Annotated in this window: 14 protein-coding genes; 8 read left to right on the top strand and 6 right to left on the bottom strand. The window is 56.8% G+C overall.

Annotated features, from left to right (window positions below):
• Positions 1 to 381 precede the first annotated feature (381 nt).
• From FIV05_RS22060 to FIV05_RS22045, 4 genes are all read left to right on the top strand, one after another.
• Complete coding sequence (locus tag FIV05_RS22060; RefSeq protein WP_077293029.1) at positions 382 to 1,101, top strand: glycerophosphodiester phosphodiesterase family protein; 720 nt, start codon at positions 382 to 384, stop codon at positions 1,099 to 1,101.
• 410 nt (positions 1,102 to 1,511) lie between these two features.
• Positions 1,512 to 2,543, top strand: coding sequence for a FecR domain-containing protein (locus FIV05_RS22055; RefSeq protein WP_209009747.1), 1,032 nt, complete (start codon positions 1,512 to 1,514; stop codon positions 2,541 to 2,543).
• A gap of 336 nt (positions 2,544 to 2,879) precedes the next feature.
• Positions 2,880 to 3,917: a FecR family protein gene (locus tag FIV05_RS22050; RefSeq protein WP_209009746.1), complete on the top strand. Its 1,038-nt coding sequence runs from the start codon at positions 2,880 to 2,882 to the stop codon at positions 3,915 to 3,917.
• A gap of 70 nt (positions 3,918 to 3,987) precedes the next feature.
• Positions 3,988 to 6,759, top strand: a complete 2,772-nt coding sequence (locus FIV05_RS22045) for an EAL domain-containing protein (RefSeq protein ID WP_209009745.1) — start codon at positions 3,988 to 3,990, stop codon at positions 6,757 to 6,759.
• Between the two features lie 33 nt (positions 6,760 to 6,792).
• On the opposite strand, the gene FIV05_RS22040 is transcribed toward FIV05_RS22045, so the two are convergent.
• From FIV05_RS22040 to FIV05_RS22015, 6 genes are all read right to left on the bottom strand, one after another.
• Entirely contained in the window at positions 6,793 to 8,250 is a 1,458-nt protein-coding gene (locus tag FIV05_RS22040; RefSeq protein ID WP_152510978.1) for an NAD-dependent succinate-semialdehyde dehydrogenase, read from the bottom strand.
• Positions 8,251 to 8,676: 426 nt separating this feature from the next.
• A complete protein-coding gene (locus tag FIV05_RS22035; RefSeq protein ID WP_228148044.1) occupies positions 8,677 to 9,048 on the bottom strand; it encodes a helix-turn-helix domain-containing protein in 372 nt (123 codons plus the stop codon).
• Positions 9,049 to 9,245: 197 nt separating this feature from the next.
• Positions 9,246 to 13,571, bottom strand: coding sequence for a translocation/assembly module TamB domain-containing protein (locus FIV05_RS22030; protein WP_209009744.1), 4,326 nt, complete (start codon positions 13,569 to 13,571; stop codon positions 9,246 to 9,248).
• 26 nt (positions 13,572 to 13,597) lie between these two features.
• On the bottom strand, positions 13,598 to 15,580 hold the full coding sequence (locus FIV05_RS22025; RefSeq protein WP_209009743.1) for an autotransporter assembly complex family protein: 1,983 nt from the start codon (positions 15,578 to 15,580) through the stop codon (positions 13,598 to 13,600).
• 240 nt (positions 15,581 to 15,820) lie between these two features.
• Positions 15,821 to 16,732 (bottom strand): bifunctional methylenetetrahydrofolate dehydrogenase/methenyltetrahydrofolate cyclohydrolase FolD, encoded by a 912-nt coding sequence (gene folD, locus FIV05_RS22020; protein ID WP_152510976.1) that lies wholly within the window; start codon positions 16,730 to 16,732, stop codon positions 15,821 to 15,823.
• A gap of 136 nt (positions 16,733 to 16,868) precedes the next feature.
• Positions 16,869 to 17,969 carry an AGE family epimerase/isomerase gene (locus FIV05_RS22015; protein ID WP_286202220.1) on the bottom strand — a complete coding sequence of 367 codons (1,101 nt, stop codon included), beginning with the start codon at positions 17,967 to 17,969 and terminating at the stop codon, positions 16,869 to 16,871.
• 321 nt (positions 17,970 to 18,290) lie between these two features.
• On the opposite strand from FIV05_RS22015, the gene FIV05_RS22010 reads away from it, so the two are divergent.
• The 4 genes from FIV05_RS22010 to FIV05_RS21995 all read left to right on the top strand — a co-directional run bounded on the left by FIV05_RS22010 (position 18,291) and on the right by FIV05_RS21995 (position 23,883).
• Positions 18,291 to 19,418, top strand: coding sequence for a polysaccharide biosynthesis/export family protein (locus FIV05_RS22010; RefSeq protein ID WP_031268801.1), 1,128 nt, complete (start codon positions 18,291 to 18,293; stop codon positions 19,416 to 19,418).
• Between the two features lie 73 nt (positions 19,419 to 19,491).
• Entirely contained in the window at positions 19,492 to 20,841 is a 1,350-nt protein-coding gene (locus FIV05_RS22005; RefSeq protein ID WP_209009742.1) for a capsular biosynthesis protein, read from the top strand.
• Positions 20,825 to 22,147 (top strand): capsular biosynthesis protein, encoded by a 1,323-nt coding sequence (locus FIV05_RS22000; protein ID WP_152510974.1) that lies wholly within the window; start codon positions 20,825 to 20,827, stop codon positions 22,145 to 22,147. The genes FIV05_RS22005 and FIV05_RS22000 overlap by 17 nt, the downstream gene beginning before the upstream one ends.
• 488 nt (positions 22,148 to 22,635) lie before the next feature.
• Positions 22,636 to 23,883, top strand: coding sequence for a hypothetical protein (locus FIV05_RS21995; RefSeq protein ID WP_173013909.1), 1,248 nt, complete (start codon positions 22,636 to 22,638; stop codon positions 23,881 to 23,883).
• Positions 23,884 to 23,889 lie beyond the last annotated feature (6 nt).

Raw genomic sequence — 23,889 nt, 5'->3', positions numbered from 1 at the left:
CGCTGCAGACTGGAACATAGGAAGAAAATTGTGCGGTGCAATTTGACTGACTGTTCGTAAATGCTGAACAATAATTCAGTTGATTTCTTCACCGTTAACTGTGTGGCTTTGGAAAGATTTTCAAGCGTCAGGGGGATAGAAAGTCGACCCTGCGGTATCGGGTGAGAATCGCGATAGAGTTCCGAGCCTGAAGTGAATTGTTCAGTCATTCAATTATGGGTTGTCGCAGCCGGTAAGTACATGAAATTGCGAGGGAAGTTGCAGTGTCATCATTTCATCAAGAATTTCAGGCACCTGTTTCATCGACTTCCCTCTAGAGTGGCCGTTTGCCAGCCCTATCCAAGCTCCGGATATCACTCTGGAGACACAGGAGACCTAACCGTGAAACAAGCCGTCGTTGTGTGCCACCGCGGAGCCAGCCTTCAGGCTCCGGAAAACACGATTGCCTCGCTCGAGGGAGCAATTGCGCTTGGCGCCGAGGTTGTCGAGTTGGATGTTCGACCGTCCAGGGATGGCATCCTCTACGTGATGCACGATGCAACTGTTGACCGGACGACGGATGGAAGTGGCCGAATTTCGGATATGACTTCCGACGAAATTGACCGTCTTGATGCAGGAAACTGGTTCAAGGAGACCTTCAAGGGCGAGCGAGTTCCAAGGCTCGATGCGTTTCTGGATACCTGCAAGGGCCGTATTGGCACCTATGTTGAGATCAAGGAAGGCGACCCCGCGGAAATTCGCGACATGCTGGCAGTCCGCGGCATGCTGAGTGACGCCTGGACGTTTTCGTTCGATCAGGCAATCCGCGCTGAAGCCCGTGCTAAGGTACCGGACCTGCGGCGCATGGTTCTTTACGCTCACGTTGGTTCGGTCGAGCGCGCCGTTGCCCAGGGTGCGCATATCCTGGAATTCCATGAGGATGACCTGGAAGAGAATCTCATAAACGAGGCAAAGCAGGCCGGATTGATTACGCAGATGTTCTACGCCGGGTCTGAACGAGCCGTTTTCGAGAAAGCCGTGCGCTGCGGCGTCGAGCAAATGAACATCGACCAGGTCGAAATTTTCAAGTCCGTGGAAAAAGAGCTTTTGGCAACAGTCTGACGCTCCAGCGTGATGCAAATTGCACTGCGACGGAAATCATTGACTGGCGTGGCCGGGAACTTACGGGTTCCTGGCCGTTTTGTTTTGGAATGATTGAAAAAATATTTTGAGCGTCATACGCCATTTCGATCAGGGATCGCAGGTATCTATGATTGTGATTTTTCTCTAGTTATCCAAAAACACAATCTTAAATAGTTTTAATATTAAAATTTTATCTAATATGGGAAAAAGTTGGAAACGTTAGATGATAGAACAATTTTTACTAAAAGAATGAAATAAAAAGGTTTCCCATTATAATTCAAGTCTTGTTAACGGGGGCGGAATAGCTTGCCGAGCTTCCGAAGCTGGGCCAAGAGAGGGCTCCCATGTCCAACAAAATAAACGTCAATTGCTCAGGTCAGGCCAGTTGCATGGCAGCAAAAGCTGATGACGTTGGACAGTTCTGGGATCTCCGGATGCGGTTGGCAGCGTCGCTTCTGCTGGCTGCCCTTATGGCCTTCTGGTTTTCTCAAGAGGCATTGTCGCAAGACGCGGAGACAGGTGGCACGCCGTGGCACTGGTCGGTCGAACGCGTCAGCGGCCGGGTCATGGTGCAAACCCGTGCCGGCGAGACCTTTGCCGTCAAGCGTGGCATGACGGTGCGCAAGGGATGGAAGATCAAGACCGGCGGTGGGCGTGTAGTCATCAATCGGGGTGAAGAAACATTCGTTGTTTCTCCAAATTCTGTTGTGACGCTTGAGCCGAAGGGCGTGCTGATCAAGCGAATGGTCGTCTACCAGGACCTTGGTCAGGTAGATGTGGACGTAAAGCGCCGGTGGTATCGGCATTTCAAAGTGGAAACCCCTTTCCTTGCCGCTGTTGTCAAAGGAACTCAGTTCAGGGTCAAGGTCGGCAACAGGACTGCGTCGGTCAATGTGGGGCGGGGCGTTGTCGGTGTTCATGACTTTGCATCCGGAGATCGTGCCGACGTAGGCGCCGGTCAGGCGGCCGCCACCAACCCTTCGCGCCGCGTCGGTTTATCCGTCAGCGGAAAGAACAAGCCTGCGGTGCGTTCTGGCCCCAAACGGGCTCCTTCATTCGAAACACGCGTCGTGAAGAACGTGCCAGCTACCAAAGTTGAAGCAAGAGCTGCCAATGGCGGCAACCGGGGCAATGCTGGAGATTCCCGCTCGGGGAACAACGGCAATGGCAACTCCGGTGGCAATGGCAACGGCAACTCCGGTGGCAACGGGAATGGCAACTCCGGTGGCAACGGAAACGGTAATTCCGGCGGCAACGGAAACGGTAATTCCGGCGGCAACGGCAACGGTAATTCCGGTGGCAACGGAAACGGCAATTCCGGTGGCAACGGCAACGGCAATTCCGGCGGCAACGGCAATGGCAATTCCGGTGGCAACGGCAATGGCAATTCCGGTGGCAACGGAAATGGCAAGGGTCGGTAACGCCAATCCGTCTGCGAAAAGGTATCGCTCGGGATATTAAGTCTCGCTGCTGCTGAAGACGTTCCAGGAATATGACGACAAGCAATCCGTATTGGCGGATACAAGTCGTGGAGGTCGGGCTGGGTAACTCCGTATTTTACGGAAGATTACCTAGCTCCTTTCTGTTTTGAAGTAGTCGTTTATCGCAACTAGTGACGAGCATAGGCAATATTTTCCGCCTGTCTTCACGTTGGGTTAAACGCTGAAATGCTACACAGGATGTGTAGAACTCAATAAACCTGTCCGTGGGTTCTGCGCACGGCATTGACAGTCAGTCGTAACGTGTTGAAGAGCAAGATGAAAAAAGACGCTATGTATTCAGTCGAGCGGAAAGCAGGATCACTTCTGCGGGTCCTCTTGCTTGCAGCTCTGGTTCTGCTTCCTGCTACTGCGAATGCTTCGGACTGGGTTGTCAAACGTGTGTCCGGCATCGTTTATTTCGTTGCGCCTGGCGTGGAAGCTTTCCGTGTCAAAAAGGGCATGGTGTTTGAAAAAGGCTACACCATCGGAACCAGGGCAGGTGCCCGCGCTCTCATAGGCAGAGGCAGCGAAACCATCGCCGTTGGGCCGAACACCACCTTTGCCATGTCGGCATTTCGCAGCAATGGAGCAAAGACCACACTGCTGCAGAGAAAAGGGACGATCGAGATCGATGTTGAAAAACGGCAGCAGCCGCATTTCACCGTCGAAACCCCGTTCTTTGCCGCTGTGGTCAAAGGCACGCGATTTGAGGTCAATGTCCAGGGCAAGCAGGCTCGCGTTTCCGTCGAACGTGGCGTCGTCGCTGTGGAAGATTTCGCCTCCGGCGACAGGGTGGACCTGACAGCCGGTCAGGCTGCAGCCAGTGCACCGTCGAGCCGGGTTGGCCTGTCTGTAAGCGGTCGCACCAAACCGACCGTAAAACCTGGAGCCAAGCGCGCGCCTGCATTTGAAACACCGGCCGTGAAAAACGTGCCGTCAAATGCAGCGGAAGCGAAATCGGCGAACTCGAACGGGAATGCCGGCAAAGGCAACAACAATTCCGGCGGCAATGGCAACGGAAATTCCGGTGGCAAAGGCAACAACAATTCCGGCGGCAATGGCAACGGAAATTCCGGTGGCAATGGTAACGGCAATTCCGGTGGCAACGGCAACGGGAATTCCGGTGGCAACGGAAATGGCAATTCTGGAAGCGGGAACAACAACGCAGGCGGAAACGGTAACGGCAATTCCGGTGGTAACGGGAACGGGAATTCCGGTGGCAACGGAAGTGGCAATTCCGGAAGCGGCAACAACAATGCCGGCGGGAACGGCAAAGGAAATTCCGGAAACGGAAACGGAAAAAACAAGAATTGACGGTAATCAGGATGCCGCAGGTGCGAGGCTTTGCCTCTGACACCTGAAGTGCGGACTGAGAAAGTGGGCGGTGGGTGTGCTGATCGGAAGCTCTGAACAGCGGAAACGGATAGCGAGCGCGGTCTTGATCGTGGTCGGCGTGATCGCCGCTGTGGCTGTTCTGCGCACGGTCGCCCTGACCACGGCTTTCGATCGGTTTCTCTGGGAGTTTCGTTTCCACACGATCGAAAGACCGGTCTCCGGCGACATCGTGGTCGTGGATATCGATGCCAGAAGCCTGAATGAACTTGGCGTATGGCCATTGCCGCGCCGTCTTTATGCCGACCTGACAGATCATCTGGCTGAAGCGGGCGCCCGCGACATCGTATTCGACATCGATTTCAGCTCAACTTCCAATCCTGAAGATGACACGCTGTTTGCAGCCGCGATCGAGCGCGCCGGGAACGTCAGCCTTGCCACGTTCCTGCAAGCTGCTTCGGCTGAACAGGATGCCGGGCAAGTCGTCAACCAGCCGATCGAACAGTTTCTGAATGTAGCCTGGCCGGTCGTCGTCATGGTTCCGATGGAAACCGACAGCCGCATCTGGCGAAATCTGTACGGTTTCGAGATCAATGGGAATTCGGAGATCTCTGCTGCGGCTCTCCTGGGCGAGTACACCGGAGACGCAGCTGGAAGTTTCGGCATTGATTACAGTATCTCACTGGAACAGATGGAGCGGGTATCGCTTGTTGATGTCCTGAACAAGTCAGCGGCCCCAGGTCTGTTTCTGGACAAGAAGGTGATCGTCGGTGCAAGTGCGCAGGAGCTTCGAGACCTGTTTCCTGTTCCCGTCTACGATGTCTTGCCGGGAAGCATAATTCAGGCACTCGGGGCCGAAACGCTGTTGCAGAACAGGGCAATGGAAGTCAGGGGTGAGGGGATTGCGGTCCTGTGGGCACTTCTCGTCTTCTTCGCTCTGCTTCTGACGAAAATCGAAGGCTGGGCCCTCAAGATCAGCATTCTGGCGCTCTGCGCGCTAATGTTTGAAATTGGTGCCATTGCCATCCAGAAGTCGGCTCCCGTTCTTGTGCCGACCGCAAGCTCGCATCTCATTCTGCTGTTGGCAGCCGCAAGCATCGTCCTGCGGGAACTGGGCTTTCACAAATTCCTCTCGCACATCGCCAACGTCAGACGCCGCAACAGCGAGCGTATGCTCGGTCTTGTCTTCGACGACAGCTTTGATGCAATCGTCGTCCTTCAGAATGACGGTCGTGTCTCCGCTGCAAGCCAAATGGCCCGCTCATTGTTCCAAAGCGATGCTCTTGTCGGTAAGCCTGCCAGGAATGTACTGCCGCTGGAACTGGTTGAGGAAGCTCTGTCAGTGCTTGCCGACACCGGAAACCGTCAGCCTGTAACCAAGATCCTGGACATGCGCCTGGACGATGGTAGACGCCGGTTTATCGAATATGTCGTCACGCGCTCTGAACGCACGATCGCGAAATCGAAGAAACTGCGCGATATGGAAACCGAAGCGGTCGCCTGTCTGACATGTCGGGATGTGACGGAAGAAAAGGAATCCGCGGAACGCCTTGCTTATCTCGCACGGTTCGATCCAAGCACCGGGCTTTTCAACCGGAACGGTTTTGAAGAAGAAGTTGCCGCAACGCTTAAGCTGGCTCGCGGCACAGGACAGGAAGTTTGTCTGGTTCAATTCGCGATCGCCAATTTCGATCAGATCGTTGCTTCGCTCGGATTTTCCTACGGAGACCAGCTTCGTGAAACGGTCGCGATGCGTCTGAAAAGCCATCTTTCCGCGCACACGACATGGGCAGCCATTACAGCAGATGTATTTGCAGGCGTATTTCGCTGTGAGCCGGATCAGGATCTGGCGCTGATCGAGACACTCCAGGAAGTGATTGGCGAAGACTACAAGATCGAAGGCGCCAGGATCTCGGTGCAGCTCAAGTTCGGATACATCGTTTCCAGTGGAGACATGACACCCGAGCATCTCTTGAAGAAATCCGGCAATGCCCTTGCCAAAGTCCGGCGAAACAACCGGTCGCCGGTCCTGCGTTTTCTGCCGGAGATGGACGCAGCGCTGCAGCGCCGGCGCCAACTGGAGACGGAACTCTTCAAGGCTATTGTCCGCGACGAGTTGCACATGGTCTATCAGCCACTCACCAATCTGGCCGACCGGTCGATCTTCGGTGTTGAAGCCTTGCTGCGATGGGACCATCGGGAACTGGGACCGATCTCACCCGCCGAGTTTGTCCCGATTGCCGAGGAGAATGGTTATATCGTGGAATTGGGTGCCTGGGCATTGAACAGGGGAATGAAGGAAGCGCTGACCTGGTCGAGCCACCTCCGTCTGTCCATCAATGTGTCGGCCATACAGTTCAGCCGCGGCAATCTTGTTGCCACTGTCGGCGAGGCGCTGCAAAGAACCGGATTCCCATCGGACCGCCTGGATCTCGAGATCACGGAATCCCTGTTCATCGATGAAACGCTCGACCTGAAGTTCGCCATGGAAGAAATGCGGGCGTTCGGCTGCAGCTTCTCACTGGACGACTTCGGAACCGGCTATTCCTCGCTCGGCTATCTGCCCAAATATCCGTTCTCGAAGATCAAGCTCGACAAGACGTTTGTTCGCCAGTCGATTGCCAGCAAACAGGACATCTCCGTGATCGAGGCAGTTCTGCATATGGCGAAGGGCTATGGAATGTCCGTCATCGTCGAGGGCATCGAAACCGTTGAACAGGCCGAGCGGCTTCGCGAACTGGGCTGCAAGTACGGTCAGGGCTACCTTTTCGGGCGGCCCATGAGTTCCGCCAATCTCCAGTCGACACTGCTCAACGCGGCGTAATGCGTCCCGGCGTTGGGCCGGGACGCAACGCAACTACATGCCAAGGCCGCCGATGCAGCTGTATTTCACGTTCAGATAATCGTCCAGGCCATACTTCGAGCCTTCGTTGCCCATGCCGCTGTCCTTGACGCCGCCAAAGGGAGCAACCTCCGTCGTGATGACACCTTCGTTGACCCCGACAAGACCATACTGAAGCTGTTCCATGACGCGGAAGGTGCGGCCAAGATCCTTGGTATAGAAGTAGCAGGCGAGACCGAATTCGGTGTCATTGGCAAGTCGCACCGCTTCTTCTTCGGTGTCGAACTTGAACAGAACGGCAAGTGGGCCAAAGGTTTCTTCGCGCGCCACTTTCATATCGGACGTCGCCTTGGTGATCAGTGTCGGCTCGAAAAACGTTCCCGGTCCGTTGGGGCGGTGTCCGCCAGTAATCAATTCACCACCCTTGGACAGTGCATCCTGCACGTGATCAGCGACCTTTTCGACCGCAGCCTCGTTGATCAGCGGGCCTTGGGTCGTTCCGGCTTCAAGACCGTTGCCGACCTTCAGCTGCGCTGCCATCGCGTCCTTAAGCTTCTGGGCAAAGGCGTCGTAGACGCCTGCCTGCACATAGAGCCTGTTGGCACAGACACAGGTCTGTCCGGAGTTGCGGAACTTGCTGGCAATTGCCCCTTCGACGGCCTTGTCGAGGTCGGCATCGTCGAAAACGATAAAGGGCGCGTTGCCGCCGAGCTCCATGGAGATCTTCTTCATGTTGCGGCCAGCATTCCCGGCCAGCAGCTTGCCGACTCGGGTTGAACCGGTGAACGTCAGTTTCCGCAAGACGGGGTTCTCGCACATCTCCTCGCCAATCGCCGGTGCGTCACCTGTGATGATGTTGATCACGCCCTTGGGAAGACCGGCCTTTTCCGCCATCACGCCGTAGACCAGCGCCGAATAAGGGGTAAATTCTGCAGGCTTCATCACCATCGTGCAACCAGAGGCCAGGGCGGCGCCAAGCTTGCGGGCAATCATCGAATTCGGAAAATTCCAGGGAGTGATCGAGCCGACGACCCCGACAGGTTCCTTGGTCACCAGAATGCGGCGGTCTGCCCAGGGCGAAGGGATGGTGTCGCCATAAACCCGTTTGCCTTCCTCGGCAAAGAAACGGATGTATTTCACACCAAGCGCAATCTCGCCTTTGGCTTCTGCAAGCGGCTTGCCCATCTCCGTGGTCAGGAGGGCAGCCAGGTCGTCCAGGTCGGCCATGATGGCATCGCAGAGAGCGTGCATATGGTTGGCCCGCGCCTCTGCCGTCAATGCTTTCCAGGCGGGAAGCGCGGCCTCGGCAGCCACAATCGCCCTTGCGGTTTCAGGACGCCCGCAGAAGGGAACGGTTCCGATCGTCTCACCGGTCGCAGGGTTGGTTACGGCAACGGTCTGTCCGCTGTCCGCGTCGCTCCATGCTCCGCCGATAAACACTTTTTCCTTCAAGAGTGCAGCATTCAATGACATGGGTAGTTTCCTGAACCGTGAGAGGGGCAGACGCTGGCGGTCTGACGGATCGCCCGGCAGGGAGTGCATTCTGACGAATGCGAGGAGCGGAGCCAGAAAGGCTGGAGGGTCCAGCATTCGGATTTCGCTCGAATCCGACCAGGAAATCGTTGACCTAGAGATAGGGGGGAGGCGTGAGGTCTGGCAAGCGCTTTTCCCGGCCAAGCGTACTGGTGCCGGAAAATAGCGGGCAGACAAACAAGCAGTCAGGCCATGGTCTGGCGACCCAAGACGGTCGGGGATCCGGATGATGCACTTAACGCCTGCGCCGCAGGACACTGGTCCCATTGCTTTGCAGAAATTTGCGCCAAGCAAATCAAGCGCTTGAAAACGGCCACCTTTCTATTGGCAGCCGTCACAAGAAGAATGGTCAGTCAGCGAAATGGATCAGCCTTCAAGACGATCCTGCAGCGTGGCAATCTCGTCGGCAAGTGCCTGAGCCTGGCGCTGGACCCTGTCGAGGGCAACACGCATGCTGTCGAGATCGGAGGTCGTGCTGCTTTCCGAAACCGGCGGCGTACCGCGGCCAACCAGCAGCCACGTCGGGCTTACATTCAAGATACCGGCAAGCAAAACGAGCTTGTTGGAACGCGGTTCGGACCGGTCACTTTCCCAGCTCTGCAGGGTGGATGTCTTGATGCCCAGCCGACGTGCAAGCTGGGCGGTCGAAAGATTGGAGGCATCGCGCGCCTTGCAGATCCGTTCACCCAGAGTGTAGTCACTGCTGTTCACCGACATGATTGCACCCCCGTCATTCACGGCTGTCTCCGTCACCGAAAAAACGGTTTCCTCCGGATGGGACGGAGTATTTCTCATAAATTGTTTGGTCATGGCAGGCACACTCGCACGAGACGCGAGTGCACCGCAACCGTTGGCGGGCAATTTGTCGCAATCGCGGTTTCCAGCGGCGGCTACACGCTTCGCCCCTGTCAGATTTGCCGGGAACGGGAGTGGGCTCAATACTCGCGTTCAAAAAAGATACCGGCCTTAGAAGATCCGTCCGCACCAACTTCACCACGGACCTTCAGCCCGCGGTCCAGGTCAATGTCGACCTTCACCCGGCTGGAGCCGGTACCCGTGCCTTGTTCAACACCGACATAGATGTTGTCGTTGATGTATTTGCCGACAGCGACAGAAGGGCCGTTGTCCCCGTCCGTGTTGATGTCGATGGCATCCAGGCCCAGAGATTTCCGGATCGTGGCAAGCGGTCCGTTGTCGCTGCCCCCGGTGAGCGTGGCTATGGCCGCCGCAAGCCGTGCCACCTGTGTGGGCGACAGGTTGCCGACGCTCTTGCCGAACAGAAGCAGTGCCAGAACTTCATCTTGCGGAAGTTCGGGAGACGAGGAGAACGCGATCTGGGGATCGTCTGCCTCACCGCTCACGGTAACGGTGATGGTCGTGTCGCTCACCACTGTCGTTGCCGCAAAGTCGAGGACAGGCGTCAATGAGCCCTCGAATGTGGCATTGCCGCGAGAGAAAATCAGGCGGCGTGTGAGAATGTCGAGCTGGCCACGCTTCAGTCCGAAAGCACCGATTGCCTGCGGCGAGGCCGTTGTACCGACGATCTTGAGATCGCCCTGTAGTTCCGCATCAAGACCACGACCGCGAATGAAGATCCGTCCCGGTGCGGACAGGACGATGTCCAGACGCGGCGGGAAGGTCTTTTGCTGCGTCTGTGTTTGGGAGACTTCGCCACCAAGTTCTGCAACCTGCTGCTGGATCGCCTTAGAAGCATTGATATGCCGAACATCAACGGGAGGTATCGCACCGGGCAGATACTCGGGAATTGAGACATCCGCCTTGTTGATCGATACCTGCCCACTGATAAGGGCTGATGCGCTGGTGGAAGCAAGCGGACCGGAAACCTTGAGATCTGCATTCACTTCCGCAGTCACCAGGCCAGGATCGACATAGCGCCCATTGTCCAGTTTCAGGCTGAGATCCGCCGGAAAACCGTCCTTCATGCCAACGGTACCTGACGCCGACATGGAACCGCCCGTCGCAAGGTCACCTGCAATGCCGTTCAGCGACGCTTGGTTCTGGCTGACAGAAGCTGTGCCGCGAATGTTCTGAACAGTGATACCTGTCGACAGGCTGGTGATCTTCAAACCGTTGGGCGTGGCAGTGATCTGGTAAGTGGGGGTTGCCGCAGAACCGCCGACATTGCCGCTCAGGGCGATTGTACCTTCACCGCGCAAACCTGCCTCGATCATGGGGCGTCTGAGAGCGGCGGTCGGCACGTTGCCATTCAGGGTAAGAGCAATCGGATTGGGTTTCTGCAGCCCGACCGTTCCCGCAGCCGTGAGATTCAGTCCATTCGGATCGCTGACCTTGGTTGTCTGGTCGATCCGGTTGTCCTTCAATGTGCCTGAGGTCGACAGACTGAGCGCGGCCAGACCGTTGTTTCGCAACTCGTTTGCCGTCAGACCTGTTCCGGAGATCGACCAGGTCGCCTCTGGAGCCGATGAGCTTCCGGTCGCAGACACCTTCCCGGACAGAGCACCGCCGAGACCAAGCGAGGGAACAAAGGCGTTGGCAAGATTGAGCGGAATGGATGTCAGGTTGGCGTTCAGGTCAAGCGTCTCGCCGGCCTTGCCTGACAACGCAAGCGAGCCATTGCCAAGCTGAAGCTCCAGTGGTTCGATCGTCGCTTCACCGGCCGCATAGGAAATGGTCGTCGGCTGCTTCAACTGGCTGGCGATACCCTGATATCGCATGGCAAGCTCTGAAAGGGCGACGACGTAGGAGCCAGCTTCCGGTTCGTTCACCTGCGCTGCAAGCGTCACGCCATCCTTGCCGTTCTTGTCCAGCTTGACGTCCGCCGTGATTGCGGTGCCGCCATTTTGAGGCTGGGCCTGAAGGCTGACCGCATGAACCGGGGTCGCGTCTGTCAGGATGTCTGACAGCTGAATGTCCGCAGTGACGGTTTCCGGCTCGTATGGGGCAGTAAGATTGGCCTTGAGCTTCACGCTGCCGAGACTGACTGCGGGCACGCTGATATCGCTTCCGGAAACATCAAGTGCGAGTTGCCGCGTTTCCGGATTGGCTGTCACGGTACCTTGAATACGTCCGGCGATTTCCGTCAGGAGGAGCGGAGAGAGCGAGGCAAGGTCCGGAGCATCGATGTTCAACGTGCCCTTGAGCGTTTCAACAGGCTTGTCGAGGTCTGCCAGAGAAAGTTCACCGGTCACGGTGTTGCCGGCCAGTTTTACGGAAAGCGGGCTGACACTTGCCCCACCGTCCTTGCTGGTAAGCTCGACATCAACCGCAATGGGTTGGCCATTCAGGCTGGCACTGCTGGTAATCTTGGCTGTAGGCGCGGCTGGGTTGGCCATTGCCTCTGCAGAAAGCTTCAAGTCATCCAGTGGTGTGCCTGCGAGCATGATCTGCTTTGAAGAGGCGACCGCCTGCACTTCAAGCGCATCGATCGGACCTTCCGTGCTCGCTTCGAGTTCCAGCGAGCCGGCAAGTTGCGGGTTGACCTTGGCGAGATCGGCAAGGCTGGTCGTCAGGCTGGAACTGAGTTCGTTCTGCCGGTAACGGGCATTCCCTTCCGCATCCAGCGCCTTGTTCGAAACAGCGAGACTGGTGACGGTAATATCGTCCACGCCTTGAAGATCGACAGACACGTCGATGCGTGTTTCACCCTCAAGAAGCGCGTCGGCCTGAGGAATTGCCGTTCCGACATCCCTGGTGACGAGAGCGCTGGTGATCGTGCCCGACAGTTGGCTTGGATCAAGATCCAGTGAAAATGTTCCGTTCAAAGCACCGGCCAGATCACGGCCTGCCAGGCCTGACAGACGGGAAAGGTCGGCGAGCGAAAGCGTGCCCGATCCGTTGACAGCGTGGGCTGACAGGTTCGTGTCCGACAGAGCTAGCGAGGCGACAGCGGTTGAAAGGGTAAGGTCCTTGATCTCAGCCGATTGGGTTGAGCCGTTCACGGCGCCCGTAGCCTTCAATTCAAGCGAACCGGTCAAAGGCTCTGTTTGCGGGGTAATGCCTTCCAGCCTGTCAATGGCGAGCGATAGCGAGAAGGGGGACGTCAGACTTCCTTCGGAGAGATCCGCTCCATTCCCGAAGGACGTCAGCGTGATGGCTCCAGTCCTGGCTTCCGTTGTCTGCAGTGACTTAAGGTCAATCTTGGTTTGCCAGTCGACCGCGGAACGTTGTCCGGAAACGCGTACCATTCCGCTCAAGGGACCGAAGGCAATGCGCCTCTCGCCAAGGTCGAGCGCAATCAGCGCGTCATTCCCGGCACTTACGGCAAGATCCGCCGTGGCGTTGACGGCATCGTTCTCAAGATCAGCTTTTGCTTCCAGGGAAAGCGTTTGTGTTTTCAAAGTCAGGTTGGCCGAAAGAGGGGCGAACTCCGTAGAGAACCTGGCAGCTCCTTTGGCATTTGTCGTTCCGAGCAGAAATGCTTGTGCCGCGGGAGGTGCAAGTGGCGCGAGATCACCATCCAGATCGAAGGCCAGATGCCGTTCGGATGCATTTTCCTCGATTTTTGCCGAACCAGTGACGGTGGTCCTGCCATCGAGAGCCACACTCAGGTTCGCTGCCCAGTCGGTCAGGGGACCATCACCTTTGAGCGACAAATCCAGCGCGGGCAGGTCGGGAACTTCAAGAAGACGTGCTGCAAGGCCCCCACGCGGTTCGGACACTTCAATATCGAAGGCAAGCGTTTCGGCGGCGGGTTCAAACTGTGCCTTGGCCACAAGACCGGCTTCTATCCCGTCGATCCTGTGCAGGTCGAGATCGGCAGTGACAAGTGCCGGGTCGAGCGCGAAAGAGCCTGATCCTGCGGCCGTCAGGGAGACAGGTACACCCAGTAGGGGAGCTCCGAGGTTGATTTCGTCAAGGCCCAGACGTTCTAGAGTGACGTTAAATGGCAGCGAGACACCGCCCGATGAACTGCTCTCCTCTGTCGCGGCAACCTCTTCAGCCGGTGGCTGGACAGGTGTTCTTTCCAGATCTATCCGGGATGCGGTGAGAGAAGAAATATCGAGTGTGCCGGCAAGGAGCCGCATGGGATGCCAGTCGGCTGCAACGTTCTCGACGTTCAGCCAGGTTCCTTCCTTGTCGGCCAGGGAGACCTTTCCGACTTCAGCCTTCAGCCCAAAGCTGATGTACAAATCTTCGATCGTGATGATCTGATTGTCGGACGAGGCAAGCGTGCTGACGACGCTGGACACAAAGGTGCGGCCCGCCGGCACTTGCAGCGCACAAAGGGCGAGGACGGGAACAGCAATCGCAACCGCGATCAGGAATCCGAAGATTCGCAAGGAAAGTTTCAGAAAACGCATCTGCGTTAGAATGCCTGGCTCAAACCTACATAAAGGGCGAAGTCCGGGTCATCCTGTCCCGGATCCAGCGGCACCGCAGCATCGACTCGAAGCGGGCCTATTGGAGTAAAGTAGCGCAGACCAGCACCAACGCCCACCTTCAGGCTCTCGGAAAAATCAGGAATGCTGTCTTCGTATGCATTACCTGCATCAACAAATCCAACGATTCCAATAGTTTCGGTTACCATGACGCGAACTTCACCGGAAAGCTCGATAATTGAGCGTCCACCGGTAACTTCACCATCCTTGCGTGGGCCGACGTTGCGATAGGCGTAACCCCTGATGGACCCGCCACCACCGGCGATGAACCGCCGGCTGGCGGGAACCGATTCCACGGACGGCGCCAGGATCGACCCTGTGGAGACACGGCCCGCAAGAATGAAGCGCTTGGCCTGATCGAGCGCATAGTAACTGGAAACAGTGCCTTTGATGAAACCCATCGCGTTGCTGTTCAGGGTATCGTAAGCGGGCTCTGCAAACAGGGCAGCGAAAATCCCCTTGGACGGATTGAGCTTGTCATCACGATTGTCGAAGGTCAGGTCCGCCGGCAACCCGACCAGCAGGTAGTCGCCTTCGCCGAAGGCGTCTTCTTCCTTGGCGTAAAAGACCTCCGCGCCCGCGCGGCCTTTCAGCTGCTCGGAAAACTCCCTGTTGAGATAGGCGTCATAGGTAATCGACCGGCTTTTGTAGGCATCGGGATGTTCCTGGCGTGCCTGCAGGCTGGTCGAAAAGCTGGTAAGCGGGCCGAAAACGCCTGGCTTTTCAAAGGCAATCCGGGCCGAGTACTCCATGTCGAGGACGCTCTCGTTGCCGATCCTGCCAACGGATCCTTCGACAGAGAGCAATTCGCCGCGGCCGAAGAGGTTTCTTCTGCGCCAGTAGGATTCGACACCAAAGCCCTCGGTGCTGGACCAGGAAGCACCGGCACCGATCACGTGGCGCTTGCGCTCGCTCACCTCGATGGTGACCGGCATGGTGCCGTCTGGGCCTTCGATTTCCCCTTCCACGAGCCGGATGGACGAGAAGATGCCAAGTTCGTTGAGCCGTTTGCGTGCACGGGCCAGGTCTTCAGGCGAATAGACGCCTCCGACCGGAAGCATTGCCTGCTGGACGACGAAATCCGGGTCGGTGACTTCCGTACCCTTGACCGAGACCGGGCCGAAACGTGCCTGGTGGCCGGCATCGGCGATCAGCGCCACGGCGAGGGTGTTGGTGCTATGGTCCGCGGTTATCCGGCGTTCTGCAATCCGCGCCTTCGGATATCCGCGATCGCGCAGAACCGCGATCATGCGCTTTTCCGCCGTCAGGATCTTGCCGGAAGCAGCGACCTCGCCTTTCGCGAGGCCCCAGAAGGACGGGTCGGTGGACAGATCGCCGTCCTGGGACGACACGTCGATATTGCTGAAGGTGAAGACCGGCCCCGGATTGACCAGGATCTCAACCTTCACCGGCCGAGCGTCAGGCAAATCACTTTGTTCAAGAGCGGTTTCAAGCGGAATGCCTGCAAGCGTGATATCGACAGTTCCACCGTAGCGGCCATCGGCATAAAGCTGGGCGATCAGCCGTTCGCGATCAGAAAGAGAGCGTGCGAGCAGGCCTGCCTCGCCGGAGGGAGGCTTTTCCTGTTGCTGCACCAGCAGCGAGGCGTCTTTCAATTCCTTGGTGAGATCATCCGCACCATTGGAGATTGTCAGGTCTGCCTCATAGGGCAGGGGATCAGGAACAGCGTTGGCTTCGTCTTCCGCCGATTCGAAAAACTTCCAGCCGAAGATTTCAAAGGAATTTGCGGGAAGGGGAGCTGCAAGAAGAAGGGCACAGGCCAACCCAGCGCCAGCCGGGCGCAAGGCAACAAAAGAAACACCGCCAGCCAACCAGGCTGCCAATGAGGAAAATGCGTTGAAACGCCTGCCGGCGAACCTGCCGGACTTGCAAGACGGTAGACCCTTCACTCACTGCCGCCTGTTTAATTGGTCAGCCGAATTGCGTCTGATTACAGCGCAATTCAACCATCTGCGTTTGCAGCCCCTACGTTACGCACCTTAAAGGGCCATGGTTAAGCGAATACAAACACGATAGACCATGGCACCGGAACGAGTTCAAGAGAGAAGGTGGCACAAGACTTTAGTGAATGTGCCGTAAGAACGAGCGAGAGTATTCTTGCTCGCGCTTTCATGCCGGCCGGTTATTACTCAAAAAAGCGCTTCTTCCTCCGGAAGGTCAAGCAGACGGCGAGCAGCCGTCAAGGTGTTGACCATCAGCATTGCAATCGTCATTGGACCAACACCACCGGGAACCGGTGTAATGGCTCCTGCAACCTCTGCTGCCTCTGCAAAGTTCACGTCGCCAACCAGGCGAGCCTTGCCTTCACCCAGGTCCGGAGCCGGAATTCGGTTGATGCCGACATCGATAACGGTCGCGCCCGGCTTGATCCAATCGCCCTTGATCATCTCCGGCCGACCGACCGCCGCGACGACGATGTCCGCGGAACGCACGACGTCCGGCAGGTCTCTGGTGCGGCTATGAGCGATCGTGACAGTGCAGCTTTCCTGAAGCAGAAGGCTCGCCATGGGTTTGCCGACGATGTTGGACCGGCCCACCACGACTGCGTTGAGACCCGAGAGCGTGTCGCCGAGTGTGCGCTTCAACAGCACCAGGCTACCGGCAGGCGTGCAGGGCACCAGCGCACTGTCCCGTTCTCCGGCAGTCAGCAGTCCAACATTGACAGGATGGAATCCGTCGACGTCCTTTTCCGGGCGGATGAGGCGCAGCACCTTGCTCTCGTCGATATGTCCCGGCAAAGGCAGCTGTACCAGAATTCCGTGAATATCAGGGTCGTTGTTGAGCTGGTCGACAAGTGCCAGTACAGCGTCCTCGCTGGTGTCAGCAGCAAGCGTGTGTTTCACAGAGTGAAAACCGCAGGCTTCGGCGGCCCTGTCCTTGTTGCGTACGTAGACCTGGCTGGCAGGATCCTCACCCACCAGGACGACCGCCAGACCGGGGCGTTTGCCGCTGGTTTCCAGCAGCTTGGCTGCCCGGTTGGTGATTTCTTGCCTGACACTTTCCGCGATGGCCTTGCCATCGATGATCTGAGCCTTGGGCATTCGGCCTCCTCATTGGTCGCACGTCTTCTTAAACCGGCGACAAGCTATAGAGCTCTGTATCGAAATGAAAAAGGCCGAATGCGTCTTTTACTGCTCTGGTTTCGCCATGCATGCCTTTTTAACCCCGACGACCCGGTCAAAGTGATTCTGCGAAATCGTGAAGTTCCGAGATGGCGCAAACGATGTGATAGAGCGAACTTGCCGGTGCAGGCTCATCGACAAAGGTTCCGTCTGGAGAGAGCTTGTCTCGCCACAAGCCGGCGGGGACATCTGCAAAATAGACTTTCAGTGCATGGACGGCTTCCGGAATATCCGCCAGGTAGGCATCCCTTTCCGCGCCTGTTGAAACTTCTGCCAGAGCGACGGCAGCCTTGATCCATTCCGTCTGTCCCCACAGGCGTGCCATAGGGTCTCGGACGGAAAAATCGTCGTTCAAGGCCATGAAGGCAACACCGCGGCTTTCGTCTATGCCGTAGGTCCATGCAATGTCGTAGAGACGCCGAGCAGCTATCAAGGCACCGGCATCCTTTCTCGATTGCCCCCATCTTGTCAGGAGCCACGCCCATTCGAACTGGTGACCGGGCTCCATGACACGGCCTTTGTCACCATCAAACGGGGTCCAGTTGCTGTTGAAGAATTCCCGAAGCCCGCCTGAAACCGGGTCGATGAATCGCGTCAGCGCAAGTTCGGCGATTTCATCGGCAAGGTCCGCCCAGGCCGTATCCGAAGAGACTTTTTCCCATGCGAGGCACGCTTCGAACATGTGCATGTGCGGATTGGAGCAAAGCGGTGCCTTCGCGGGAGAGGCTTCTTGAAATCCTGCTTCCGGATGACGATAGGCCGTCATCAGATGATCCAGCAGCTTGTCGGCCTGTTCGCTTGCGCTGGTTTTACAGGCAGGAAGATCCGCTGCCAGCTTGGCGAAGCCAAAGAGGGAAAAAGACTGATTGTAGAGGTCGAAACTCGTGTCTGTGACGGTGTTATTCATGTCAACGCAAGAGGCGTAGTGTCCGTCCGGCATCAGGAATGTGCTCGTGTACCAGCCATAAAGTCCGGTCGCTAATTCCTCGGCTGGTCCCGTCCACCCGAGCTTCTTGCCTTCCAGAAAGGAATAGATCTGCCTGCTCACGACCCGCGCGCGCCGCGTGACCGGAAGGCCGGCACCTGTTTTGAGGTCGATAACGTCAAGACTGGTTTTTGTTTGCGGGTCGATACCGGCAGTTGACCAGAGCGGCAAGGCCGAATCCCGCAGCCAGATTGTTAATTCTGACGAGAGAATTTTAATGTTTTTAATGTCGTTATGCCGGTTGCTGGCGGTCATAAGATACCCCGAAGACAGATGTTGGAAGCTCTGACGCTGAATTCGATTATCGACGCTCACATGCCGAACAGAAGACGATAAATTGGAAATTTATCAATTCACTAGGAAAAGACGGTGTAGTGTTACAGCAAAGTCACAGCTGGGAGGTTTCTCCCGGGGAAAGCTGCGATGCGTCTTGGACAACCTTGCAAGAGGGTGTTACCAGACTTGGCAGCAATTTGGGTGGATTGGGTACTAATGCGTTTTTTGTCAGTATTGGCGGCTGCCGGAGTTCTGTTTGGGTGCTCCGCCCTGCCGGGCGAGGGTCCGGCTGCGATAAATATTTCGTCGCAAGATGTCGAAAACAGTGCACAGACGGGTGATTACACCGTCGTCGTTGTCGAACCGTCCAACATTGACACCATCAAGAATTACCGTCCGCTTGCTTTCGCCAACCAGTTCCACGGAGTTGGAAGTGGCGGGTCTTCAACGCTCCTCGGTGTTGGCGACACGCTGAATGTCACTATCTGGGAGGCGTCGCCAGACGGCCTGTTCAGCAGTGGCGGTGGCGGGTCGAGCAACATTCCGTCCGTTGTTGACGAGAGCGGCTATATCTTCGTGCCGTACGCTGGCCGTATACGGGCAGCAGGCCTCAGTATTGAGGGCTTGCGCCAGTCGGTGCAGCAGAAACTCGTCGGCAAGGCCGTTGAGCCGCAGGTTCTGATTTCCCTCAGAGACAAGCTGAGCTCAACCGCGGTTGTCGTCGGCGATGTCGCCAAGCCGGGCGTTTATCCGTTGCCGCTGCGAAATACCCGCTTGCTCGACCTCGTTGCGCAGGCAGGTGGCGCGCGCGACGCGACCTATGAGACCGTGGTTACGCTGAAGCGCGGCAACCGCGCCGGTACCACCCGTCTGGAAGACCTGATCGATTACCCGGAAAACAACGTTCTGATCGCGCCCAACGACAACATTCTTCTGTCGCATCGCCCGCGTACTTTCTCTGCTTTCGGTGCCCTCAAGGCAAACCAGCTCGTTCCGTTCAAGACGAAAACCGTCACGATGGCCGAGGCTCTGGCGACGGTGGGTGGTTTGCGGGATGACCGTGCGGATGCAAACGGTGTCTTCCTGTTCCGCTTTGAGGATGCTGCGCTCGTGCGAAAGCTCAAGCCTCTTCTCGCGGACAAGCTGACCGGTCAGAGTGTTCCTCTTGTCTACAAACTGAGCCTTCGCGATCCGAAGGGCTTTTTCATGTCGCAGAAATTCGAAATGCGGGACAAGGACATCCTGTTCGTTTCGAACCATCCGACTGCTGAGCTTGGCAAGTTCCTGCAAATCATCGCTCCGCTCATCAGCAACTACTCTGTGGTAAGTAACATCACGGATTAACAGTTGCCGTACGAAGATTTAACGGCTCAGATAAACATGGTGGGCCGTTAAAGCCGGTAGGTTGGCAGATTGCATGGTTTCAGTCAGTTCAATGGTGGTGCTGTTTCTGCAAGGGCCGCCTGGCGTTTTTGCGCGAACCATTGCCGACAGCCTTGAAAAAGCAGGGGCGTCCACACGCCGGGTGAACCTGTGTGCCGGCGACTGGATCGGTTGGCACGACCGCAGATGTACATCCTATCGCGGCTCCTTGCGAAACTGGCCCAAATGGCTTCGAGCCTACTGTCTCGACCAGAAGATTACCCACATCGTCTATTACGCGGATCGTGTGCCTTATCATGTCGCAGCGGCGGAAGTGGGGGCTGAACTCGGCATAACGTGTCTGACCTTTGAAAACGGCTATCTGCGTCCGGACTGGATAACGCTTGAACATTGCGGAATGTCCGCGCACTCCCGGTTTCCGGATGATCCGGAACTCATCATGAAGGTAGGCAGCAGCCTTCCGGATATCGACCGGCAGGCTCTCTACAAGTACCCGTTCATCAACGAAGCGGTGAACGAGGTAACCTACAATATGTCCAACGTGATCTTCGCGTTGTCATATCCCAGGTATGTCCGTGACAAGCTTTATCATCCGCTGATCGACTACCTGAGCAATATTCCGCGATTCTCGCTCGCCAAAAGCCGCAACAGGCACGCCCACCACGTGATTGACGACATTATTGCGACTGGCCTGCCATACTACGTCTTTCCCCTTCAGCTTCAGAGCGACTATCAGCTGCGCTATAACTCCCAGTATGACCATATTGCGGATGCTGCGGAGGAGGTCATCAAGTCGTTTGCAGAAAACGCACCTGTCGCGGCGCGCCTTGTCTTCAAGGTCCACCCTCTGGACAATGGCATGGAGCCCTGGGGGCGAATCCTGCGGACGCTCGCCAAGAAATACCGGGTCAAGAAGCGTGTGGTTCTGGTGGATGGTGGCAACCTGAACCGGCTACTGGAACACGCAGCAGGCTCTTTGACGATAAACAGCACCACCGGTCTGCATGCCCTCAGGGCGAATTGCCCCACGAAGGTTCTCGGCATCGCACTTTATGATATCGCAGGGCTGACGTGCCAGAACCCTCTTGATGATTTCTGGCGGAACCCGACGATGCCGGATCAGGATCTGCTGGATGCGCTTGAACGGTTGCTTGCAGCGTCCATTCAGGTCAAGGGATGTTTCTATACCAAGGAAGGCAGAGAGGCGGCTGCCGACATGATGGCGGAACGGATGATTGCGGACACGGTTAATTTGCCGCAAGCCTTCTGTGAAATGCCGCCTCGTTTGCAAAAGGCGCAGGCGAGAGGGATCGCGACGACCTTTTCCGAACAACTGGAACGGCGTGGCAAAACCGAACGGTGGACACATGTCTGGCGCGGTTGAGCCGACCCTGGCAACGGAAACTCGCCCAAATGTCGTAAGACGGGTCTTATTTCTGCAGGGACCGCTATCTCCGCTCTACAAGCAAACGGGTGATTGCCTCAAAGCCCTCGGGTTTGAGGTTCATCGGATCAATTTCTGCGCTGGTGACTGGCTGCATTGGCACGGAAAGGGCTGTATCAGTTTCAAGGGGCAGCCATCCGAATGGCCGGCCTACATAGAAGACTATTTGCGCAAACACGAGATTACAGATCTCGTTCTTCATGGGGATCAGCGCCTTTACCATCGCCTTGCAATCGAAAAGGCAGTCCGGCTAGGCGTTTATGTTGCCGTGACAGAACTCGGGGCGTTGCGGCCCGGCTGGATGACGCTGGAGCGAACCGGTTTGTCCACGCTCAGTCACTTTCCTTCCGACCCGGCTGCGATAAGGCGCATAGCCGAGACTGCGGGGGCGGTGGATCTCACCCCGCGGTATCCCTCCAGCTTCTGGCTCCAGACAGCGCCTGACGTGGTTTATAACCTGACGAATGTCTTCCTGAAGCCGCTCTATCCTGCCTATCAGCGGCACACGATCTATTCCCCGGTTGCTGAATATCTGCGCGGAGCAGTCAGGCTGTTGAAGGAAAAGCGGAGGAACAGGGCAGCTGAACGCCAGCTTGCGGAATTGCAGGAGAAGGCGGTTCGCTATTACGTGCTGCCATTGCAGCTGGAGGGAGATTTCCAGTTGCGCAGACATTCTCCATTCCACAGTTTTGAAGAGGTTCTGGAGGTCGTTTTTCGATCCTTGGCAGAAGTGGCAGATGACGACGTTCACCTGGTCTTGAAGAGCCACCCTCTCGATGTCGGCTTCGAAGACTGGCCGGGTGTTGCAGATCAACTTGCAGACCGCTTCGGCTTGCAACACAGGGTGCATTTTCTCGATGGCGGCGGCCTTGCGAAGCCGTTCGAAAAGGCGCTCGGGGTCGTGACGCTGAATTCCACTGCCGGGCTGGAAGCCTTGCAAGCTGGCGTGCCGGTGAAGACGCTGGTGCCGGCCCACTACGATATTGCCGGCCTGACCCACCAGGGTGATCTGGCGAGTTTCTGGAATGAGCCGGATCAGCCGGATCGTGACCTTCTTCTCATTTACGTTCAGGCGCTGGCAGCTTCAACGCAGGTACGAGGGTCGATTCACAATTCGGAAGGTGTCGCAGTCGCGGCAAAAAACATTGCCGAAAAGATTGCCAATAGAGACTTGAACGCCTTCGGAGCCTATGTCGATCCTCCTCCCAGGCTCGCCAGGGCACGTGCGCTCGGAGTGCCGTTGTGATCGGTTGGTTGAAGGGGCATAAGTCGGCGTTGAAGATTGTCGACCCGGAGCTTCGGCCGTTGGAGGCCCGGCTTCAAGCGGCTCTCGAGGGCGGGATCCTTGAGAGTTCAGATACCAGTCCTTATCAGGCAGTTTGGCTGAAAAATGCCAATGCGTTCAGCAGAATGAAGCCTGCCACAGGTAGCCTTCTTCTAGTCCTGGAAGGACCGACACCTGCACAAGCCCGGCGGCTGCCCTCCAGTTTAATTCTTTTGCCAGTGAGCCGCTCCGAGCTGAAAGAACGTTCTTTGATGAGCGTCGCCTTTGACGCGCTAATCCGGCAGTTCGTCCGACATGGCCGAAACAATGCGTCGGTTTGCGATTTTACGGGCACTTGGCGTGAGAAGTTGCTCTCCTGTTCCGCGGCGGGCGAAACTGCGGTTGCTGGAGCCGAAGGTCTTTCGCTTCAGAGGCTTTTGGCCGGAGACGAGGTCCGACAAGAGGGCGCCTTGTTCTGGGCCGAACTCAAGAACAAGGCTGCTCTTGAGCAGCTAGCCATCGACGACCTGCTGAACTGGATATTGTCTTGCCGGACTGCCTGGTTCTCACCTTATACAGGCGATCTTCTGCACCCCGGTGAAGCGCTGGAGATCCACTCGCTCATGCAGGAGCAGTGGCAGGACAACGCCATGCCTGGCCATTGCTACGGCGCGCAGTATTGGAACCATCCTTCGATCAACGCTACCTTTTCCGGAAAAGGCGGGGCGGTCACGTTTCACGAATCCCAAGAGGATGCAGTCTCAGCCGCACGGAGTGACGGCGGGCGGATATATTCCTGGGCGGGACGTACCGATCCCGCGTTCGAGCAGATTTGCATACAAAACGGGATTCAGTTGTCGCGCATAGAAGACGGTTTCTTGCGCTCCGTCGGTCTTGGTGCAGGCCTTGCAAGAGGGGCTATGCTTGCCGTCGATGACCTCGGCATCTACTACGACCCCTCTCGGCCCAGCCGGCTTGAGGTTCTACTGAAAGGGTACGAGCTTTCACCGGAAGAACGGAACCGGGGCGAAGTTTTGATCGACCTGATCATTCGCGCCAGGGTCTCCAAATACAATTTCGGCAAGACGCGTTCATTTGCCTATCCGGCCAACAAGGAAAAGATCCTCGTACCGGGGCAGGTTGCGGACGATGCGGCAATCAGAAAATCCAGATCTGCGACGATCGATTGCGCCAACACACCGAACGTGAATCTCGATCTGCTTCGCCTCGCCCGTGCCCGTCATCCCGAGGCGTTCCTGGTTTTCAAGCCGCATCCCGATGTTGAGACCGGTTTGCGCAAAGGCAAGGTGCCTCGTGAAACCGCGTTGGAATACGCCGATGAAATTGCCGAAGATGCGAATATCATCGACCTCATAGAAGCAGTCGATGGTGTCGAGACTTTTTCTTCGTTATCGGGGTTCGAAGCTTTGCTGCGGGGCAAGAAGGTATGTGTCCATGGAGCGCCCTTTTATGCCGGCTGGGGTCTTTGTGAGGACTTGACCCAGATTGAGGGCAGAGGCACAAGCCGCACCTTGCCGGAGCTGGTCTATCTGGCTCTCGTGAAGTATGCCCGCACAATTGACCCGGTTTCCTTGTTGCCATGCTCACCGGAGTTTCTGGTTGCGCGGCTTGCGGAGCAACGGACAGACAAGCGGCACCTTCTGGTGACCGCGATCAAGCGGCACTCGTCCTGGCTAGGCAGAAAACTTGGAATCTAACCCTCA

The organism is Labrenzia sp. THAF191a, assembly GCF_009363335.1.
GTDB lineage: Bacteria > Pseudomonadota > Alphaproteobacteria > Rhizobiales > Stappiaceae > Roseibium > Roseibium algicola.
The sequence above is the reverse complement of the archived record's forward strand: the minus strand, read 5'-3'. Positions and strand labels throughout refer to the sequence as shown.